Source organism: Streptomyces sp. MUSC 14, from assembly GCF_001866675.1.
In the GTDB taxonomy this organism is placed as follows: Bacteria; Actinomycetota; Actinomycetes; order Streptomycetales; family Streptomycetaceae; genus Streptomyces.
Map to the genome: position 1 here is coordinate 109,282 of NZ_MLYN01000055.1, position 19,607 is coordinate 128,888.

Genomic DNA, 19,607 nt, shown 5'->3' on the forward strand with positions numbered 1-19,607 from the left:
GCGGTGGCCGCCGACCGGGATCCCGGTCGGCGGCCACCGCTGTGCCGAGGGCACGTGCGCTCAGGCTCCGGTGCCGCCCTTCGCCGAGGTGGCGCAGGCTCCCGCCGCGCACGCCGTGAGCCACTGGCCGAAGTCGGCGTCGTACCGCGTCCCGATGCCGTCGTGGTAGACGGCGTAGCCGCCCGCGTAGTCACCGGCGCGGAAGCGCGCGAGCATCTGCTGCACGTCGTCGGGGTGGCGCTCCGCCATGTAGCGCACGGCGAGATAGCCCCAGGGGTAGGTGCGGGTCGTGTCGCTGTTGGCGTAGGTGTTCTCGAAGAGGGTGCTCAGCGTGTACGTGCGCTTGGCCGCCTCCTGGATCGCCTGGTCGTCGGCGACGCCCCGGTAGCCGTAGGAGACGTACTCGGCGAGACCCTCGATCCACCACACGTCGGGCACGGACGTCTGCTGCGTGAAGTCGCCCTTCATGTCGTCGCGGGCGTCGAGGAAGTGCGTGTACTCGTGGTTGAGGTTCCAGATCCGGGCCGTGAAGCCGTCGTCGGAGTCCTTCTGGTACATGATCGACGTGGGCTGGTTGGCCGGGTCGGACGGGTCGCCGTCCAGCGTGATGCCGCCGTTGTCGGTGCTGACGCCGTAGATGGCACCGGCGTAGGTCTGGTAGTCGGCGCGGCTCGCGAAGACCACGAGCTGGATGGTGGAGACGTACTGGCCGGGTATGGCGCCGTCGGCCTTGACGAGGTTGCGGAAGTAGGCGTCCTGGTTCTGCACGCTCGCGCACACGGCGGCGAGGTCGTCCGCCGTCAGCGACTCGGCGCGGATCGTGTGGGCCGCGTCGCAGCGGTGGGTGACCGGCAGGGCGGCGGCGGTGAGCTTGGCGGGCAGGTCACAGACGTCGTAGTACGCGCAGTCGCCGCCGTCGTAGGCGTTGGCCTGCGTGGCCACCGCGACCCAGAGTCCGGCCGTCGGGCCGGTGATCCCCGACTCGTCCAGCAGGTCCTTGGCCAATGGCCGTACGGTGGCCTGGAGTTCGGGGTGCTCCACGTAACGGGCCAGGTTCATCCCGGCGTTGGAGTCCAGGTAGGCCTGGTCGGTGCCGAGCAGGTCGGTGTGGTCCAGGGCGAAGTCGTGCAGGGTGTCGGTGATCGACGGGTCGGCGGTGACGGCCTGGAGGTAGTCGGGGTTCCAGTTGCCGCGCCACAGCGGGGTGTAGACGTCGTTGACCGCCCTGACCATGCTGTCCACCGTGGCGTACGAGCTGTCGTAGTCCTCCAGCAGCCTCTGGTAGACCGGGAGATAACGGCCCTGCTGGTCGGCGCTGTCGGTGAGGACGACGGTCTCGCCGAGGATGTCGCCGTTGGCCGCCGTGACGTCGTACGCGTGCGAGCGATCGAAGAAGGTGTCCAGGCCGGCGGTGACGGCGGTGGTGAGCCGGGAGGTGTACGGGCCCGTGTCCGAGGGATCGTTGAACTGCACGTAGTAGCCGGCACGCAGGAACAGCACCAGCTGCTCCAGGCTGCCGGTGTTGTCACCCCGGTACTGCGCGGCCGTGCGGGTGAACGCGGCCGCCACGGTGAGCATCTGGGACTCGGGGAAGACGGCGTGCGCGTCCTGGCCGGTGACCGCGAAGAGGGTGTTCACGCAGTCCGTCGTCGAGGCCTTCACGAAGGCGACGAGGGCGGTTCCGGTACGGCTGCCGAAGTCGCCCGGGGTGCAGGAGGCTGCTTTGGCGGTCGTTCGCGGAGCATGACTCAACAGCGGTTGATGCGGGGGGAGTTGGGCCGGGCTCAGTCGTCGGGTCCGGCTCGCCGGGCGTTCGGTGGCGGTGGTGGTGGCACCGGTGGGCGAGGGTACGGAGGTGTGGGCGCGGGGCGCGGCGGCCGTACCGGGGTGCGGCTGGGGCGCGGCCAGCGCCGGAGCGGACAGCAGGCCGGCCACGGTGACACAGACGGCGGCCACGCCGGTCAGGCGTGCGACGGTACGCCCGTGCCCGCGTCTGGGCAGCGCGAAGCGATTGCGCATCGAGGTTCCTCCACGAAGTGGTGCGCCTCGGTGGGGGGTTGAGGCGTGTGAGGCACTGTGTCAGCGGGCCGGCGGAGCGACAATGCCGTGTGACATAGCACATGGCACCGGCCGCTCATAACACCGCGAGGCGCTTTTGACGTGCCGCTACGCCCCGGTGACGCTCCAGGTGCGGGAGGCCCAGGCCCGCAGGTGCGGTGCCTGGGCGACGAGATCGCGGTACGCGGCCGTGGCGGACTGGGCCAGCGCCTCCAGGACCTCGTCGGTGACGCTGTCGGGACGCCAGGCGAGCACGTAGCGGCACCACAGGGGGGAGCCGACGAGCGGCTTGACCACGACGTGCGGGCCCGGCCGCAGCGTCGGCTGCACCAGGGACACCCCGAGTCCGTCGGCGATCATGCTCTGGAGCTGGCCCTGGTCGCCGAGGAACTCGTGCACGGTGACCGGCGTGAAGCCGGCCGCCGCGCAGGCGTCGTAGAACACCCCGGGCCAGCCCGCCCCGTCGTCCGGAGTCACGAACCACGCGTCCTCGGCCAGGTCCGCGAGCTGCACCTGGGCGCACTGGCGCAGCCGGTGCCGGGCCGGCAGCGCGACGAACGTCGGCTCGGTGACGATGCCGCGGTGCCGCACGGCGTCCGAGTGGCGCAACTCCATGCCCGGGTAGTCGGCGGCTATCGCGGCGTCCACCGCACCCTCCTCCAGCAGCTCCACGATCCGTGAGGAGGCGTAGACGCTGTTCACCGCGAGGGACAGCCCGGGCAGCCGGGTGCGGACCCGGGAGACCGTGCCCGACAGCACGGGCGAGTTGGTCGCGGCCACGCGCAGGGTACGGCGGGGCCGCGCGGGGCTCGGCCGGTGACCGATCGCGTCGGCGCGGGCCAGCACGTCACGGGCCTGGGCGACCACCTCGGCGCCGTAGGAGGTCGGGCGCGCGCCGCTCGTGCCGCGGTCGAAGAGCGGCTCGCCGAAGTGGCGCTCGATGCGGCGCAGCTGGGTGCTCACGGCGGGCTGCGAGTAGCCGAGCTGTGCCGCCGCGCGCCCCACACTGCCCGCGTCGGCGATCGCGCACAGCACCCGCAGATGCCGCAGCTCCAGCTCCATCGCGCCCCTCCTCGTATCGGCCGCACCGCCCGGCTCACACCCGGCGGACGAAGCGTTCCATTGTGCCCCGCCGGGCACAAGCCGCAGGTCAGCCGAGGTTGCACGACGACATGTGTGTGTGGGGGGGACAGACGGAGCGGCCGCCTCAGTACGCCCGGCCCACCACCGCGACGGTCCCCGGCTCGTCCTCGCTCCCCGGCACCGAACCGTCCGCCGCGACCAGGCACCGTACCGACACGCCCTGCTCGGCCAGCCGGGCCTCGCCGTCGGGACCGAGCGCGGCCCAGGGGATGCGGGCCCAGCCGGTCCGCGCGGCCTCGGCGGCCTCCGCCACAGTAGTCACCTCGGCCGTGCGGTCCACGCGGCGCCGGCGGGACTGCGCGAGCAGCAGCGCCTGGTCGTCCGCCAGCGCCCCGGGCAGCAGCGCGGGCAGCGCCGCGGCGGCGACCGGCTCCTTGGTGCCCGGGATGCGGCGGACCAGCATCGCGGTGCCGTTCTCCAGGTCGCGCGGGCCCACCTCGATCCGTACGGGGACGCCCTTCAGCTCCCAGTCGACCGCGCGCCGGCCGAACGGCACGTCCGTGCGGTCGTCCACGTGGACGCGCACGCCCGCCCCCGTCAGCCGCTCGCCGAGCGCGTGGACGGCGGACAGCACCTCCGCGTCGCCCTTCACCGCCAGGACCACCGCCTGCACCGGGGCCAGCCCGGGCGGGACGCGCAGCCCGTCGTCGTCGCCGTGGGTCATCACCAGCGCGCCGATCATGCGGGTGGTGGAGCCCCAGGAGGTCTGCCAGACGTGCTCCTGACGCCCGTCCTTCGTCACATAGCGCGTGTGGAAGGCCTTGGCGAAGTTCTGGCCCAGCTCATGACTGGTGACCATCTGGAGCGCCTTGCCGTCGCCCATCATGCTCTCCAGCGTGAGCGTGTTGACCGCGCCGGCGAACCGCTCCCGGGCCGTCTTGCGTCCGGAGACGAAGTCCATGGCGAGGACGTCGCGCAGGAAGTCGCCGTAGACCTCGCTCTGGACGCGTGCCGCGAAGTCCCGGGCCTCCTCGTACGTGGCGTGCGCGGTGTGGCCCTCCTGCCACAGGAACTCCGTCGTGCGCAGGAACAGACGGGGGCGCAGCTCCCAACGCACCACGTTCGCCCACTGGTTGATGAGCAGGGGCAGATCGCGGTAGCTCTGCACCCACTTGGCGAAGTACTCGTTGACGATCGTCTCGGAGGTGGGGCGGACCACGACGGGCTCCTCCAGCTCCTTGCCGCCCGCGTGGGTGACGACCGCCAGCTCGGGCGCGAAACCCTCGACGTGCTCGGCCTCCCGCGTCAGGTACGACTCCGGGATGAGCAGCGGGAAGTAGGCGTTCTGCGTGCCGGTCGCCTTGATCCGGGCGTCCATGTCCTGCTGCATCCGCTCCCACAGGCCGTACCCGTACGGTCGGATGACCATGGTGCCGCGCACCGGGCCGTTGTCGGCCAGCTCCGCCTTGGTGATCAGGTCCTGGTACCAGCGCGGGAAGTCGTCCGCCCGGGGCGTGAGAACGGGTGCTTTTGCCATGCCGGGCAGGCTAGGACGGCCGGCCGGCGCCGCGCGAACCATTTCCCGCCCCCTTGACCGGGCCGGGGCGGCGCTGTCGCTCTTTGTCGATACGAAGGATCTCGCAGCGAAGGATCCCGACCCGCCTCGGCCTGCCTCGGACTCCTCCCGCATCGGAGTACGCCCGTGCCGACCGTCACCACGCTCATCGGCCTCGGCATCGCGGGGCCCACGATCAGCCGCCACCTGTACGGACACCTCGCCGGGCAGCTGGGCGGTGTGTCTCCGCCGGCCGGGCGGCTGTCCCGCCGACGCGTACCACTGGCGGGACGGCGCCGGACCGCGCGGGAAGCGGCCCCGGACGGCCAACCCCCACTGGGGGAACGTCGAGGAGAACGACCACTACGGCACCCGTGAGTTCATGGCCCTGTGCGAACCCCGGGCGCCGTGGGTCGAGTACGTGCCCCGGGCCCGCGACAGCCCGATGGTGCGGCTGCGCCGGGAGAACGGGCGCGCGGAGCCCTGGCGAGTGAGGTTCTGGGGCCCTGGCCGCTGATGACGGGCGGCGACCTGCCGAGCAGTCCGCCCGAGACCATCGAACTCCTCACCAGCGACGAGGCGTTGGCCGTGCTGTGGCACAGCACCTGCAACCGCGGGGTGCTGCGGGAGAACGACCTGGTGCTGTGGACGGCCCGCGACCCCGACGGCCGTACCCGCTACGCCGCCGTGTTCTCCCTGGCCGACACGCCCTGCCGCAACGAGGTGCCGTTCGGCTCGCTCGGCGCCCGTCCCGGCGACCGGGTCCGGGAGCTGTGGAGCCGTACGGCGGTCGCGCACGACGGGCCGGCACCTGACCGTCGACGTGCCCGCCCACGGCGCCGCCCCTCTGTCGTCTCGCCGAGGGCAGCGGGGTGGAGGGCGGCAGCGGGCGGGAGTGAGCGTGGCGACGATCCAGGACGTGGCGAGGGCGGCCGGGGTGTCGGCGATGACCGTCTCCAACGTCGTCAACGACCACCCCGACGTCCGCGCCGCCACCCGGGAGCGCGTCCTCGCGGCGATGGCCCGGCTCGACTACCGGGTCGACATGGCCGACCGCAACCTCCGCAAGGGCCGCACCGGCACCCTCGGCCTCGCGGTCCCCGAGGTGAACCGCCCGTACTACGGCCGGCTCGCCGAGGCCGTGGTCACCGCGGCCGGCCGGCACGGGCTGCGGGTGGCCGTCGAGCAGACCGCGGCCCGCCGCGAGAACGGGCTGGCCGCGCTGCCGCTGTCCCACAACCGGCTCTACGACGGGCTCGTCCTCAGCACGGTCGGCATGGGCCCGGCCGACGTCGAGGCACTGAAGGTGGACCACCCGGTGGTGATCCTCGGCGAGCGGATCTTCGGCGGTCCCGTGGACCATGTCGCCATGCCCAGCGTCGAGGCGTCGGCCGCCGCCACCCGGCATCTCGTCGAGCGGGGCTGCCGCCGCGTGGCCGTCGTGCGCGGACCGCCGCGCGACGAGGTCGACGTGTCGAGCCTGCGCCACACCGGCTGCCGGCAGGCACTGGCGGCCGCCGGACTGCCCGCCGGCCCGGCCCTGGTCCAGAGCGTGCCGGCGCCGACGACAACGTCGACGAAGGTGCCTTCCTCGTCCCGTCGCCGGCCACGGTGGATCCGGATCACGACCCGAGGGCCGAGCGGACCGTCGCCCTGCTCGTCGCCCGGCCGGGCAGCGCGGGACCGCCCGCGGACCAGGAGGAGTTCGTGAGCCCTTCTCGCTGGTGCTGCGCGAGTCGACCGCCCGCTGACCACCCGTGCCCTTTCCACCCGACCGGGCTACAGCACACTTCCATTTGCCTAAACTATTTAGGCATGTCCATAATCGATTACGCTACAGAGGAGAAAGCTTATGGTTCGCGCGGGTCTGAGCACCGAGCGCCTGGTCCGTGCGGGGGCCGAGCTGGCCGACGAGGTCGGTTTCGAGCAGGTGACCGTGTCCGCGCTGGCCCGGCGGTTCGACGTCAAGGTCGCGAGCCTGTACTCGCACCTGAAGAGCTCCCAGGACCTCAAGACCCGAATCGCCCTGCTCGCCCTGGAGGAGCTGGCCGACCGCGCCGCCGAGGCGCTCGCCGGCCGGGCCGGCAAGGACGCCCTGGCCGCCTTCGCCGACGTGTACCGCGACTACGCCCGCGCACACCCCGGCCGCTACGCCGCGACCCGCCACCCGCTCGACGCCGAAGCAGCGGCGGCCAGCGCGGGCGGCCGGCACTCCCGGATGACCCGGGCGATCCTGCGCGGCTACGACCTGACCGAACCCGACGAGACGCATGCGGTGCGCCTCCTCGGCAGCGTCTTCCACGGCTACGTCAGCCTGGAGCTGAGCGGCGGATTCAGTCACAGCGCCCCCGACTCCCAGGAGTCCTGGACGCGCATCCTGGACGCGCTCGACGCCCTGCTGCGCAACTGGCCCACCCCCTGACCTTTCCGGCTACTCTCCGAAACGCAGGCCGACACCATGCACTCCATCCCCCTGACCCCCGAACTCCTGCGCGGCGCGCTGGAGGTGGAACGCACCGCCCACGGACTCCTGCCGCACCGGCTGCCCGCCCGCGCCCGCGCCCAGTGCGCCGACCCGCAGCTCGCCATGGTGGAGTCCCAGCCCGCCGGAGTACGGCTGGCCCTGCGCACCCGCGCGACCGTCGTCGAGCTGGACGCCCTGGCGACCAAGCGGATCTACGTCGGCGCGCCGCCGCGCCCGGACGGCGTGTACGACCTGCTCGTCGACGGACGGCTCGCCGGCAGCGGCCGGGTCGAAGGCGGCAACACACTCACGATCGACATGACGACCGGCAGCGTCGAGCGCCGGCCGGGCCCGGTCGGCACCGTCCGTTTCGCGGGCCTGCCCGACACGGTCAAGGACGTCGAGATCTGGCTGCCGCACAACGAGACGACCGAGCTCGTCGCGCTGCGGGCCGACGCGTCCGTCGAGCCGGTGCCGGACCGGGGCCGCGCGGTGTGGCTGCACCACGGCAGTTCGATCAGCCACGGCTCCGACGCCGCGAGCCCCACGACCACCTGGCCGGCGCTCGCCGCGGCCCTGGGCGGGGTCGAGCTGATCAACCTGGGGCTGAGCGGCAGCGCCCTGCTCGACCCGTTCACCGCGCGCACGCTGCGCGACACCCCCGCCGACCTGATCAGCGTCAAGCTCGGCATCAACGTGGTGAACGCCGACCTGATGCGGCTGCGCGCGTTCGGCCCGGCCGTGCACGGCTTCCTCGACACCGTCCGCGAGGGCCACCCGGACGCGCCGCTGCTCGTCGTCTCGCCCATCCTGTGCCCGATGCACGAGGACACGCCGGGTCCCAGCGCCCCGGACTTCTCCGCCGTGAGCGAGGGCCGGCTGCGGTTCCGGGCCGTCGGGGACCCGGCGGAGACGGCGAGTGGCAAGCTCACGCTGAACGTCATCCGTGCGGAGCTGGACCGGATCGTGCGCGAGCGCGCGGCCGAGGACCGGAACCTGCACTACCTGGACGGCCGTGACCTGTACGGCGAGGCCGACTCCGGCGAACTCCCGCTCCCCGACGACCTGCACCCGGACGCCGCCGCGCACCGCCGGATCGGCGAGCGCTTCGCGGCGCGGGCGTTCACCACGGGCGGCCCCTTCGGGGACGGCACCGCCTGACCGCGCCGTCTGGCCGTACGGGCTTCCCGTGGCGGACCTGTCACACCAGGTGGGCGAAGACCACCAGGTTGTCGGTGTAGTCCTTCGCCGCGTGGTCGTACGGCCCGGTGCAGGTGATGAGCCGGACCTCGGCGCGCGGCACCTCGCCGTACACGCGCTTGCTGGGGAACTCGTCCTTGGCGAAGGTCTTGGCGTCGTCCACGACGAAGTCCGCGTCCTGTCCGTCGGCGCGCTCCACGGTGAACTCGTCACCGGGCGCCAGATCATCGAGATTGGCGAAGACGGCAGGGGAGGTCGTGGTGTCGAGGTGCCCGGCGATGATCGCGGCACCCCGCTCGCCGGGCGCGACACCCTTGGAGTACCAGCCGACCAGATTGGTGTCGTCGGCCGGTGGCGGCTGGAGCTTGCGGTCGGCACCGAGGGACAGGGTGGTGAAGGGGGCGTCGACGTCGATCTTCGGGATGATCAGGCGGGTCGGTGCGGACCGGGGCAGTGACGGACCGGTCTGCTGCGCACGGGACCGCTGCGGATCGCCGGTCGCGGGGGTGTCCTGGCCGGTGGCCGGGGAGGCACCGCGATCGCTGGTCGAGGAAGAGCCGCGGTCGGTGGTCGAGTAGCCACCTCGGTCGGTGGTCGAGGAGGCGCCCGCACCGGAGGACCGGGAAGTCTGCGAGGAGTCACCGGTCTTGTGATGGCCGCCGAACACGCTGGTGAAGAGGAGGACGATCGCCACCAACCACAGTGTCAGCCGTCCACCGCGACCGGAACCCCGCCCGTTCGTATGTGACGGGGAGGAGGGATTTGCTGCCATCGGACACCACCTCGCTCGGATACGGCAGCACAGGGATCAGAACAAGGGCGCCGGTGCCGAGGCCCGGCGCTCATGGAGGGGACGCGGAGGACGTCCCCGGGCGGCGGGCCGCCGACGCGAGGGACACGTCGGCGGCGGCCGCTGCCTCAGGAAACGAGCCGCCGGGTCAGGACCCCTGACCGGCCTTCCGGCGACGCACCACGTACATGGCGCCCGCGCCCAGGGCGAGTACGGCCAGGCCGCCCGCGGTCACGCCCGAATCGGCGAGCGCGCCACCACCGGTGTGCATGCCGCCATGCGGCTCGTCACGACCCCGGTCGCCGTCGCCACCCCGGTCGTTGCCGCCCCGGCCCCGGTCGCTGTCGCCACCTCGGTCGCTACCGCCTCGGTCGCTGCCACCACGGTCGCTACCACCACGGTCACTGCCACCACGGTCACTGCCACCACGGTCACTGCCACCACGGTCACTGCCACCACGGTCGCTGCCACCACGGTCGCTGCCACTTCGGTCGCTGCCACTTCGGTCGCTGCCGCCACCGTCGTCGCCGCCACGGTCCCCGCCCTGGTCGTCAGCGGTCAGCATGGCGAGCGCGCCACCGCCGGTGTGCATGCCACCGTGCGGTTCGCCACGGCCCCGGTCGTCGCCATGACCCCGGTCGTTGTCGCCGCCACGGTCGTTGCCGCCACGGTCGTCGCCACGGCCGCGGTCGCTGTCGCCACCTCGGTCGTTGCCGCCACGTCCGCGGTCGCCACCGTCGTCGCCGCCACGGCCACGGTCCCCGCCCTGGCCGTCACCGGTCACCATGGCCAGCGCACCACCACCGGTGTGCATGCCACCACGCGGCTCGCCACGACCCCTCTCGTTGTCGCCGCCGCGGTCGCCGCCACGTCCGCGGTCGTCACCGCCCCGGCCGTGGTCGTCGTCGCCGCCACGGTCCCGGTCTCCGCCGTGGCTGTCACCGCGCACCAGGGCGAGTGCTCCGCCACCTGTGTGAATTCCACCGTGCAGATCGCCGTGTCCGCGACCGTTGCCACGGTCGCCTCCGCGATCATTGTCATTGTCACGGCCGTTGTCGTTGCCTCGGCCGTTGTTGCGGCCGCTGTCGTGGCCGCTGTCACGGCCCCGGTCGTCGCCGCGACCGTTGTCGCGGCTGTAGGAGGAGTCGTCGCGGCCACCGTCGTCGCCCAGGTGGGCGACCGCGAGCGCGGCGCCGGGCGTGGCGAAGGCGAGGGCGGCCGTGACGGCCGCCGTGGCCAGAAGCCTGCGGGCAGAACGCATAGCGATGTCCTTCCGTCGCGGCCAGGCAGCGGATACCTCATCAGCTGAATGGACCCGGCCTCGACATGAACCACCGTCAGCGAGGGCCAGGACTCGCACCATCTGAGCCGCCCAATGGAGTCATCGAGCCACCCGTCTGACCCAGTGATCACCCTCTTCGAGCGGCCGTCCGGGGGAACACGTCGGCGTGGCGCCACCACCGCGCGGCGCTTCTCCGCTCCCGAACTTTCCTGAACTCTCCCGAACCTCTTGTTATGACCAGCGTCATAACGCAGGCTGGTGCCCACAGGCAGATGTGACAGGTACAGCATGCCGAGGCGGCAGGAGGCTTCAGTGGCGGACGGGATGGCGCGGGCCCTGTGGGAGCGGTACGAGCCGGTGCACGATCTCGTGTACTTCGCGCCGGAGGTGCACAGGGCGGCGGACGCACTCGGACTGCGGGGCTACTGGATGGGGTACTTCGCGCTGCGCGCCGCGCCGCTCGGCGCCGTGTCCCCGTCCGTGGTGACGAGTTGCTTCTACGTCTTCCACCCCGCGCGAGTCGCCCGGGCCCTGCCGGACGCCTGGGGGTACGCGGCCCCGGCCGAGGTGCTGGCCACCCGTCTGGACGCCCTGGACGCGGCGATGACCGCTCTGTTCGGCGCGGACACCGTCGGCTCCGCCGAGTTCGCCGAGGCGGCCGACCTGGCGTGGGAGGCCGCCGCGGCGGCGGACACCACGGGCCGGGTGCTGGCCGCCGCCAACCAGGCGCTGGAGCGCCCCGGGCGCCCGGCCGCGCGGCTGTGGCAGGGCCTGACGACGCTGCGCGAACACCGTGGCGACTCGCATGTCGCGGTGCTGGTGAGTCAGGGGCTCGGCCCGGTCGAGGCGATGGTGCTCAAGGCCGCGGACGGTGAGTCGGACGGGGAGTTCCTGCGCGAGACGCGCAAGTGGGAGCGGGCGGACTGGGAGGCGGCCGGGGCCCGGCTGCGCGAGCGGGGTCTGCTCGCGGCGGGCGGGTCGCTCACCCCGGCCGGTGCGGCGTTGCGCACGGAGGTCGAAGCACTCACCGACACGGCCGCCGAGGGGCCCTGGACGGCGCTCGGCCCCGACCGCAGCGCCCGCCTCGCCGCGCTGCTGGACCCCCTGGCCGACGCCGTCATGACCTCGGGCCTGCTGCCGCCGGGCAACCCGGTGGGCCTGCCCCGGAAGGCGTAGCCCGGCGTCCGCTGATGAAAATGCCGCCCGCCCGGGCCCCCGGGGCGGAAGCTCCGCGCGGGCGGACGGGCGGCACCTGCTACCAGGTGACCGGCAGGCGTTCGGGGATCCGTTTCATGAAGCCCGTGCGCCAGACCAGTTGGCCGGGCGGGACGGCGAGGGCGAGGCGGGGCAGGCGGGCGAGCAGGACCTCCAGGGCGATACGGGCGTGGGCGCGGCCGAGCGCGGTCGCCGGGCAGTAGTGGGCGCCGCCGCCGAAGGAGAGGTGGTCGGCGGCGTTGTCGCGGTGGATGTCGAAGCGGTGCGGGTCGGGGAACTTGCCGGGATCCAGGTTGGCGCCCTCGACCAGCACCAGGACCAGTTCGCCCGCGCGGACACGGACGTCGCCGAGCCGGACGTCGGCCAGGGCGAGGCGCGGCAGGGCGTCGCCGATGGAGAGGTTGACCCGCAGCAGTTCCTCGACGCCGGGGCCGATCAGGTCCGGGCGCTCCCGCAGGAGGTCGCGGGCGATGGGGTGGGTGAGCAGGTGGACCAGGGCCATCGTGAGAAAGCCGGAGGTGGAGATGACACCGGCGCCGAACAGGGTGACGCCGACCGTGGCCAGCATCTCGTCGGTGAGGTGCGCGTAGTCGGGGTCGTCGCGCAGGGCGGCCAGTTCGCCCATCAGGCCCGTCGCCGCGTGCGTCGCCGGATCGTCGAGGAGGGCCGTCATCCGGGCGATGTCCCGGTCCCAGTTGATCCGCGCACCGGTGACCGGGCAGGGCGCGTTCATGAAGGCGATGTCGAGGCTGCGCGCGAAGGCCGGGGCCTCGGTCTGCGGGATGCCGAGGATGCGGCAGTGCATGCCCGCCGAGTACGGCTCGCAGAACGCGCCCCGCAGGTCGGCCGTGGGGCTGTCGGCCAGCAGCCGGTCCACCAGCCGGTGCGCCTCCTCGCGCAGCCATTCCAGCAGGCCCGGCGACTTCGGGTTGAGCGCCTTCAGCACGGCGCGGCGCAGTCCGGCGCCGGTGATGTTGCCCATGTTGTTCACGACCTCGGGCGGGATCGTGAGCGCGTACTGCCGGGGCACTCCGGGGGCCGAGGTGTCCTTCAGGGAGAACCGGTCGTCCTTCAGCACCTGCGCGCACAGTTCGTACGACGAAACGAGCCAGGCCTCGTCACCGGCGATGGTCCGCACGCGCCGTACGGGGGTGGCGGCGCGTATGTCCTCGACCTCGGCGGGGACCTGGGTGCCGTTCCAGGAGAACGGGAAGTCGAGCAGGGGCGGGTGGCCGGCGCGGGTGCCGGTGGCGGTGGTCATGCGGCGGTTCCTTCGACGGCGACGGGGGTGACGACGGCGTGGCCCTGGTTGCGGGAGGCGCGCAGACCGGCGCCGCGGGAGTACAACAGCTCGGCCATCGGCAGCAGTTGGTGATAGCAGTTGAGCGAGGAGGGCACCTTGAGGATCGCGGGGGTGTCCAGGAACAGCGGGGCCTCGGCGCACACGTACTCCAGGCACACGGCTCGCAGCCGCTCGGTCGGCTCCTCGCCGCGCGCGGTGAGGAAACGATTCACCAGGGCGTCGCAGACGGCCCGGAAAGCGCCGTCGGCGCTCAGCCGCGCCGCCAGCTGCCGGTGGATCTCCTGATAGGCGGGGTTGGTACGGAACTCCGACATCGGGTGCCAGTCCAGCCGCGCGCCGTCCGGGTCCGCCCCGTTCACCGCGTCCCGCACCTTGGCGCGCACACCGCGCAGGTTCTTCACCGCCTTGCGCCGGGCCTCGTCCGGCGGATAGCCCGACGCCTCGTACATCTCGGCGACGTACAGGTCGGTGTAGACGAAGTCGACCCGGTCGAAGTGGTCCAGCCCCCAGCGGGCGAGGGCGTGCAGGCGGCGGGCCGAGAAGTAGCTGTTGCCCGGGGAGACACCGATCACCGCGTGCGCGCCCTCGCCCAGGATGACCTCACAGTGGGAGGTGTACGGCTGGACTTCGAAGAGGTCGGCCAGCAGCACGGATGCTGTGGTCACAGAGGGAATCCTCCGCCGCGCGCTAGTCCCTGCGGAGCCCGGTGCCCCCGGTGTGGCTGCGCGGCGCCCTCACGCTAGTCGTACGGAATCAGTACGTGCAGTTACTACCTGGTTTTGGCTGGAAACCGTCGTATCAATGCTCGAAGTTCCATGTCCCGTGCAACTGTTGAACGCCGTACTCTGGGGCCGTGGTCACCCGCGACGAGGCTCACGAGGATCCGGGCCGGGCGGCGTCCCGGCTCACCGGTCGCCCGGTCACCGGCGCGCGGGCGGGGTCCGGCTCACCCGCCGAGGTCACGCTGGACGGCGGCACCCGGGTGATGGTCAAGCGCGGCGACGCGCCCGGGGCCGTACGGGCCGAGGTGGCAGGGCTGCGCTGGCTGGCCGCGACGGGCACGGTCCGGGTGCCGGCGGTGCTCGGGCACGACGAGCGCTGGATGGTCACGGAGCGGGTGCACACCGGGCATCCGGACCCCGACGCGGCGCTGCGTTTCGGCCAGGGCCTGGCGGCCCTGCATGCCGCGGGTGCTGCGGATTTCGGCGCGCCGCCGCCCGACGGCCCCGAGGACGCGTTCATCGGCCTCGCCCCCATGCGCAACACGCCCGGCACCGACTGGCCCCGCTGGTACGCCGAACACCGTGTGCTGCCGTACGTGCGCGGCGCGGTCGACCGCGGAACGCTCCGGCCGGGCGAGGCGGCCGTGTTCGAGCGGGTCTGCGCGCGGCTGCCGGAGCTGGCCGGCCCCGCCGAACCGCCCGCCCGGCTGCACGGCGACCTGTGGAACGGCAACGTGCTGTGGGGCTCCGACGGCGAGGTCCGGCTCATCGACCCGGCCGCGCACGGCGGACACCGGGAGACCGACCTGGCGATGCTCGCGCTGTTCGGCTGTCCGCACCTGGACCGGGTGCTCGCCGGGTACGACGGGACGGCACCGCTCGCCGACGGCTGGCGTGAACGGGCGGGCGTGCACCAGCTGTTCCCGCTGCTGGTGCACACCGTGCTGTTCGGGCGCGGTTACGCGGAACAGGCCCTGGCGGTGGCACGGAGCGCGCTCGCGCGGTGAGCGCCGTGAGGCGGTGAGACGGGGCCGGCGCTACTCCCCCGCGTCCGGGGCGGTGATCTCGCCGGACTTGATGTAGCGGGCGAGGTTCAGCCCGTCGCCGTACTCCTCGCGCAGGCCCTCCGCCCACAGCACGCTCCGGGTGCCCTCGTGCTTCACCATGCCCGGGCTCACCCCGACCCGGAACCCGCCGGGCAGCGGCTTGCCGTCCCGGTAGGGCAGGAAGTCGAGCGGGGTCGGGCCGGTGGAGGCGTAGACCGCGCAGTCGGAGAGGACCGCGACCGGGTACTGGCCGGTGGCGCGCGCGGTGGCCAGCATCTTGCGGTGCATGTTGACCCGGGCCTTGGAGATGACCGCGGCGCGGATGTCCGGACGCCAGGTCGGCCGGTCCAGCGCCAGCCGCCGCTCCCCCCGGCCGCCACCCGGAACGGCCACGCTCGCGCAGCTTGCCGATGCCGCCCTTGACCGTGGCCTTGATCGCCGAGAGCACGAGGGCGAGCCGCGGGTCACGGCCCTTGTGCCGCTCCATCGCGGCGAGGTACTCCTCGGGCGCCATGCCGGTGGTGACGCCGAGGTCGGCCATCGTGGCGACGTACGCGTCGCGCAGCCTGGTGTACCAGGCGTCCAGGTACGGGCCGTGCTCGGGACGGACGTACGCCTCCAACGGCGCGACCTCGTAACCGAGTTCGAGGGCGTACGCCACGGTCGGCGTCGCGTACCAGGCGGGCCCCTCGGGCGGCTCGCCGTCCGGGGTGAAGGGGTTCGGCAGGCGTTCGTCGAGCCGTACGTGGGAGAGGTCGACCAGCCAGGAGCCGGGCAGCGCCGGGTCGAACTCCGGGTTGTGCACGTGCGCCGGGGCGCCGAGGCCGACGACGGTACGGTTGGCCGCCGCGGCGAACGCCATGTTGACGTCGATGCCGACGAGGTACGGCCGCATGCACTCCTCGTCGGTCAGCGGCCGGGCCCAGTCGTAGGCCTCCTCCCGGAGCATCTCGGCCGGGGTCCGCTCGTGGAAGCGGGGCAGGTGAGCCAGGAGCGGGTGCCCGTCCGGGGCCTCGCAGGGCGCGCAGTCGACGGCCTCGGTCAGGGCGCCCGGGTTCGGGGCGGACACCCATGTACCGGCCGCGTCGCGCACCGCGCGGGTCGGCGGGTGCAGGGCGGTCATCAGCTCCAGGCCCGTCGCGGCCGTGGAACCGCACGGGCTGAGCACGCGCGTGGCGTACGTGCCGAGGACGTGGGCGAGCTCCGCTGGGGGCAGGTCGGCCGCGCCGCCCCAGTAGCGGCTGCCCAGCGCGTGCCAGGACGGCAGGCAGAAGTGGACGTGTGGCCCCGGCTGCCCTCGGCGGGGCGGTAGACCCAGGCCCAGGGGCCGAATCCGCGCCGGGTGAGCAGCCAGTCGGCCTTGAGCAGCTGCCGGACCGCCTTGTGCGTGTCGGGGATCCGGCCGGCGAGCCGCTCCTCGTCACTCAGCTTCGGCGGCAGTCCGTAGCGCACGCACGCCGACTCGGTGAGGACGACGAGCGGATCGGCGTCCTTCCCTGACCGGTGCAGCCGGGGCTGGCCGAGCCGCGCCCCGGTGAGCGTCCACTCCACCAGATCGGGCAGTGAGGCCGCGGGCACGTCGAGCACGAGCCCGCCGACGCAGTACGCGCTCACCCGGCCGTCGTCATCGGCGTCCAGCACGGCGAGGGGGCCGTGCGCGAAGCGGGGGTCGACGGTGCCGGGGGCGGAGGCGGGCGTGCGGGACGTGCCGGGGGCGGCCTTCCTGGGCACGGGCTTTCGGGCAGCGGGGCGCCGGGCCGCGGCGCGCGGGGCCGGTCCGGGCGCGCCGGAGTCGGCCGCCGGTCCGGGAAGGACGTCCTGCGGACCGTGGAGTCCAGGGGTCGGCCGATGCGTGTCCCCCGGAGCGGGAGCGGCGCACACGGAGTCGCCCCGCGGGCGGGGCGACCGGACGCGGATCCGCCGGGACGGACGGTCGACCGGCGACAGCGGCCGGAACGGCCGGATGCCCAGCCCCGGTGGCCGGATCGGAGGACGCCACCGGGGTCGGCGGGGTGGTGGGCGCGGGCGGCGGGGCGGACTCGGTGGCCGGAACCGCGGGCCGGGGCGACGGGGCATCCGGAACGGACGAGCCGGGCGGCGGCGCGAGCGCCGCGGTCGCCGGGGCCGGGTAGCGCCGGGTCAGGCCGTCGAGGAGCCGCCGGTAGGCGTCCAGGCGGTCGCCCTTCGGCTCGGCGCGGCCCGCCTCCCAGGCCTGGATGCTGGGCACGCGGACGCCGAGGGCCTGCGCGACCGCGGCCTCGGTCAGGCCTGCCGCCTCGCGCAGACGTGTCCGCTCCGCCGGGGTGGGCAGCACGGTGCCGTCGTCCACGGCGGCGAGCAGCGAGTCCACCGCCGAGAACAGCTCGTCGGGCTGGTCCGTCATTTCCACATCCGTCTTTCTACCTGACGCCCGCTTTCCACCGGACGCCTTCTTCCTGACGCCCTGGCGGATCTCATCGAGCCGGGTCGTCAGGCGCTGATGACGCAGGCCGTCGCTGTGAGCAACCGGCCCAGCGGCGCAGCGTCCTGGGCCGCGCGGTGCGCGGGGGCGCCGTCGGCCGCGGTGTGAACGTCGTGGACATCGTCGGCGTCATGTGCCATGAGGGCATGCTATCCGGCCCTCACAACGGGCCGGCGATGTGTCGGTTTCTTGTGGGGCGCTCTCGCGGGACCCGCTCCGACCTGCGATTACGCAGCGTAAGGAAACCATTCACTCGTTCGATTCGTATAAGGACGTGAAAAGCCGAACCAGGGAGAGACCATGCAACCGTTCACGCTCAACTACGCGCGGCCCGCTGTGCAGTTGGACGTCACCACTCCGTATGCGTACGACTCCGGACTGCAATTGAACGTCCTCCCGGACGGGCGCGCCGCCGCCACCGACCACGCCACGCTCAGGGCCCTGGGGACCACGACGTCCACCGCGGGCTCCAAGACGCACTTCGACGACTGAACCGCGGACCCCAGAACATGACCGTACTCATCCTGACCAGTGAAGAGGACGTGACGGCGGACATGGTGGTCCTCCGGCTGGGCGAGGCCGGCGTGCCCGTCGTCCGGCTCGATCCCGCCGATCTGACCAACGGGGTGGCGCTGTCGGGCGAGTACGTGCAGGGCGCCTACGACGGACATCTGTCGGTCGGCGGGCGCCTGGTGAGCATGAACGGCCTGCGCTCCGTCTGGGTGCGCAGGCCCGGTGCCGCGGCGGCCCGCGCCGCGCACCCGTCGGCCTGGCTGACGGAGGAGTCCACGCAGGCGCTGTACGGCATGCTGCGGTGCGGCGAGACGCGCTGGATGAACCATCCGGACGCGGCCCGGCGTGCCCGGTACAAGCCGTGGCAGCTGCATCTCGCCCAGCGCGGCGGCCTGCCCGTCCCGGCCACGCTCATCACGACGTTCCCGCAGGCCGCGCGGGAGTTCGCGGAGCGTTTCCCGGATCTGGTGGTCAAGCCGGTCTCCGGGGCGCATCCCCAGGAGCCGCCGCGCGCGGTGCCGACCAGCCGGGTCGCGCCGGACACGGACTTCTCGGCGGTCGCCTTCGGCCCGACGCTGCTCCAGCGGCGGATCGCCAAGCGGGCCGACATCCGGCTCACCGTCGTCGGCGACACCCTGCTGGCCGCGCGCAAACCCACCGCCCCCGACGCCCGTCCGGACGACGTGGACGTCCGCTTCGCCCCGTCGGTCTCCCCCTGGCTGCCCGTGGACGTGCCCGCGAGCGTCGCGGAGGGCGTACGGCGGTACATGAAGGGCGCGCAACTGGCATACGGCGCGTTCGACTTCGCCGAGGACGCGGACGGGATCTGGTGGTTCCTGGAGTGCAACCAGTCGGGTCAGTTCGGGTTCGTCGAGATGGACACAGGCCAGCCCATCGCCGCGACGATCGCCAACTGGCTCGCGTGGGAAGGCGGTTCGGGCCGCAGGTGTGCGGAGGGCGGCCGGAGCGCAGCATCTTGAGGGTGCGGGGAGCATCGGCTCGGAGAAAGGAACGCTGCATGCGCATCGGACTGCTGGGGACGGGCCCGTGGGCCCGGGCGGCCTACGCCCCCGCGCTCGCCGGACACACCGCCCTCCGGTTCGCGGGGGTGTGGGGGCGCCGGCCGGAGGCGGCCAGGGAGCTGGCGGGGCAGTACGACGTCCCGGCGTACGACGACGTGGACGCGCTGCTGGCCGACGTGGACGCGGTGGCGGTGGCCCTGCCGCCGTCCGTACAGGCCGAGTTGGCGGTGCGGGCGGCGCGAGCGGGTCGTCATCTGCTGCTGGACAAGCCGCTCGCGGTGTCGGCCGCCGAGGGCCGGGCCGTCGTGGCGGCGGCGGAGCGGGCCGGGGTGGCGTCCGTGGTGTTCTTCACCGCGCGCTTCCAGAAGGAGCCGGAGGCCTGGGTCGATGAGCAGGCGGCCGTGGCGGGCTGGTTCACGGCGCGGGCGCAGTGGCTGGGGGCGGTGTTCACGTCCGACAGCCCGTTCGCGGCGTCACCGTGGCGGCGCGAGAAGGGAGCTCTGTGGGACGTGGGCCCGCACGCGCTGTCCGTCCTGCTCCCCGTGCTCGGCGACGTACGGCAGGTGTCGGCGGCGGCACACGGTCCGGCGGACACCGTGCACCTGGTCCTCGACCATGCCACCGGCGCCTCCAGCACCCTGACCCTGAGCCTGACGGCCCCGCCGGCGGCGGCCGGGGCCGACGTGGAACTGCGGGGCGAGGCGGGCACGACCCAGCTGCCCGGCAGCTCGGAGGGCGCGGTCCCCGCCCTCGCGCGGGCCGCCGACGCCCTGCTGACCGCCGTCCGCACCGGACGCCCCCACGCCTGCGACGCGTCCTTCGGCCTCCGTGTCACCGAAATCCTCTCGGCCGCACAGGCCCGCCTGTCCTACGGCGAGGAGTGACCCCGGCAG

Annotated in this window: 21 protein-coding genes; 10 read left to right on the forward strand and 11 right to left on the reverse strand. The window is 73.3% G+C overall.

Features of this window, described 5'->3' with window-relative positions; genetic code table 11:
- Positions 1-60 precede the first annotated feature (60 nt).
- From BIV25_RS32810 to proS, 3 genes are all read right to left on the reverse strand, one after another.
- Positions 61-2,019 (reverse strand): collagenase, encoded by a 1,959-nt coding sequence (locus BIV25_RS32810; protein WP_071376122.1) that lies wholly within the window; start codon positions 2,017-2,019, stop codon positions 61-63.
- 147 nt (positions 2,020-2,166) lie between these two features.
- On the reverse strand, positions 2,167-3,120 hold the full coding sequence (locus tag BIV25_RS32815) for a LysR family transcriptional regulator (protein WP_071376123.1): 954 nt from the start codon (positions 3,118-3,120) through the stop codon (positions 2,167-2,169).
- Positions 3,121-3,265: 145 nt separating this feature from the next.
- On the reverse strand, positions 3,266-4,678 hold the full coding sequence (gene proS / locus BIV25_RS32820) for a proline--tRNA ligase (RefSeq protein ID WP_071376124.1): 1,413 nt from the start codon (positions 4,676-4,678) through the stop codon (positions 3,266-3,268).
- Between the two features lie 256 nt (positions 4,679-4,934).
- On the opposite strand from proS, the gene BIV25_RS51510 reads away from it, so the two are divergent.
- The 4 genes from BIV25_RS51510 (at position 4,935) to BIV25_RS32840 (ending at position 8,321) form a co-directional block, all read left to right on the forward strand.
- The gene (locus BIV25_RS51510; RefSeq protein WP_071376125.1) at positions 4,935-5,213 is read left to right on the forward strand and encodes a hypothetical protein; all 279 of its coding nucleotides are present in this window, start codon (positions 4,935-4,937) and stop codon (positions 5,211-5,213) included.
- Positions 5,214-5,597: 384 nt separating this feature from the next.
- Positions 5,598-6,407, forward strand: a complete 810-nt coding sequence (locus tag BIV25_RS32830; RefSeq protein WP_256256440.1) for a LacI family DNA-binding transcriptional regulator — start codon at positions 5,598-5,600, stop codon at positions 6,405-6,407.
- Between the two features lie 141 nt (positions 6,408-6,548).
- Entirely contained in the window at positions 6,549-7,118 is a 570-nt protein-coding gene (locus BIV25_RS32835; RefSeq protein WP_071376126.1) for a TetR/AcrR family transcriptional regulator, read from the forward strand.
- Positions 7,119-7,154: 36 nt separating this feature from the next.
- The gene (locus BIV25_RS32840; RefSeq protein ID WP_071376127.1) at positions 7,155-8,321 is read left to right on the forward strand and encodes a GDSL-type esterase/lipase family protein; all 1,167 of its coding nucleotides are present in this window, start codon (positions 7,155-7,157) and stop codon (positions 8,319-8,321) included.
- A 40-nt stretch (positions 8,322-8,361) separates the two neighbouring features.
- Here the strand turns inward: BIV25_RS32840 and BIV25_RS32845 are convergent, their stop codons facing one another.
- The gene (locus BIV25_RS32845) at positions 8,362-9,132 is read right to left on the reverse strand and encodes a class F sortase (RefSeq protein WP_079177030.1); all 771 of its coding nucleotides are present in this window, start codon (positions 9,130-9,132) and stop codon (positions 8,362-8,364) included.
- Between the two features lie 166 nt (positions 9,133-9,298).
- On the reverse strand, positions 9,299-9,421 hold the full coding sequence (locus BIV25_RS53415) for a hypothetical protein (protein WP_256256442.1): 123 nt from the start codon (positions 9,419-9,421) through the stop codon (positions 9,299-9,301).
- A gap of 6 nt (positions 9,422-9,427) precedes the next feature.
- On the opposite strand from BIV25_RS53415, the gene BIV25_RS51515 reads away from it, so the two are divergent.
- Complete coding sequence (locus tag BIV25_RS51515) at positions 9,428-10,459, forward strand: hypothetical protein (RefSeq protein ID WP_071376128.1); 1,032 nt, start codon at positions 9,428-9,430, stop codon at positions 10,457-10,459.
- A 285-nt stretch (positions 10,460-10,744) separates the two neighbouring features.
- Positions 10,745-11,608: a hypothetical protein gene (locus BIV25_RS32855; RefSeq protein ID WP_071376129.1), complete on the forward strand. Its 864-nt coding sequence runs from the start codon at positions 10,745-10,747 to the stop codon at positions 11,606-11,608.
- 79 nt (positions 11,609-11,687) lie between these two features.
- Here BIV25_RS32855 and BIV25_RS32860 read toward each other — a convergent pair whose 3' ends face one another.
- Positions 11,688-12,908, reverse strand: coding sequence for a cytochrome P450 (locus tag BIV25_RS32860; protein ID WP_071376130.1), 1,221 nt, complete (start codon positions 12,906-12,908; stop codon positions 11,688-11,690).
- Positions 12,905-13,615, reverse strand: a complete 711-nt coding sequence (locus BIV25_RS32865) for a tRNA-dependent cyclodipeptide synthase (RefSeq protein ID WP_071376131.1) — start codon at positions 13,613-13,615, stop codon at positions 12,905-12,907. Before BIV25_RS32865 ends, BIV25_RS32860 begins: the two co-directional genes overlap by 4 nt.
- Before the next feature lie 188 nt (positions 13,616-13,803).
- On the opposite strand from BIV25_RS32865, the gene BIV25_RS32870 reads away from it, so the two are divergent.
- Positions 13,804-14,679 carry a fructosamine kinase family protein gene (locus tag BIV25_RS32870; RefSeq protein ID WP_071376132.1) on the forward strand — a complete coding sequence of 292 codons (876 nt, stop codon included), beginning with the start codon at positions 13,804-13,806 and terminating at the stop codon, positions 14,677-14,679.
- 30 nt (positions 14,680-14,709) lie between these two features.
- Here the strand turns inward: BIV25_RS32870 and BIV25_RS54650 are convergent, their stop codons facing one another.
- The 4 genes from BIV25_RS54650 to BIV25_RS53425 form a co-directional block, all read right to left on the reverse strand.
- The gene (locus tag BIV25_RS54650) at positions 14,710-15,111 is read right to left on the reverse strand and encodes a hypothetical protein (protein WP_371273089.1); all 402 of its coding nucleotides are present in this window, start codon (positions 15,109-15,111) and stop codon (positions 14,710-14,712) included.
- 729 nt (positions 15,112-15,840) lie between these two features.
- Positions 15,841-16,359, reverse strand: a complete 519-nt coding sequence (locus BIV25_RS54655; RefSeq protein WP_371273090.1) for a hypothetical protein — start codon at positions 16,357-16,359, stop codon at positions 15,841-15,843.
- Entirely contained in the window at positions 16,343-17,101 is a 759-nt protein-coding gene (locus BIV25_RS53420; RefSeq protein WP_256256449.1) for a helix-turn-helix transcriptional regulator, read from the reverse strand. Before BIV25_RS53420 ends, BIV25_RS54655 begins: the two co-directional genes overlap by 17 nt.
- Before the next feature lie 86 nt (positions 17,102-17,187).
- A complete protein-coding gene (locus BIV25_RS53425; RefSeq protein ID WP_256256451.1) occupies positions 17,188-17,319 on the reverse strand; it encodes a hypothetical protein in 132 nt (43 codons plus the stop codon).
- 160 nt (positions 17,320-17,479) lie between these two features.
- Here BIV25_RS53425 and tgmA point away from each other — a divergent pair, with 160 nt between their 5' ends.
- From tgmA to BIV25_RS32890, 3 genes are read left to right on the forward strand one after another with little or no spacing between them, the layout of a single operon-like run.
- Positions 17,480-17,671, forward strand: a complete 192-nt coding sequence (gene tgmA, locus BIV25_RS32880) for a putative ATP-grasp-modified RiPP (RefSeq protein ID WP_071376133.1) — start codon at positions 17,480-17,482, stop codon at positions 17,669-17,671.
- Between the two features lie 17 nt (positions 17,672-17,688).
- Positions 17,689-18,672 (forward strand): ATP-grasp ribosomal peptide maturase, encoded by a 984-nt coding sequence (tgmB, locus tag BIV25_RS32885; RefSeq protein WP_071376134.1) that lies wholly within the window; start codon positions 17,689-17,691, stop codon positions 18,670-18,672.
- A 38-nt stretch (positions 18,673-18,710) separates the two neighbouring features.
- Positions 18,711-19,598 carry a Gfo/Idh/MocA family protein gene (locus BIV25_RS32890; RefSeq protein ID WP_071376135.1) on the forward strand — a complete coding sequence of 296 codons (888 nt, stop codon included), beginning with the start codon at positions 18,711-18,713 and terminating at the stop codon, positions 19,596-19,598.
- Positions 19,599-19,607: the final 9 nt, after the last annotated feature.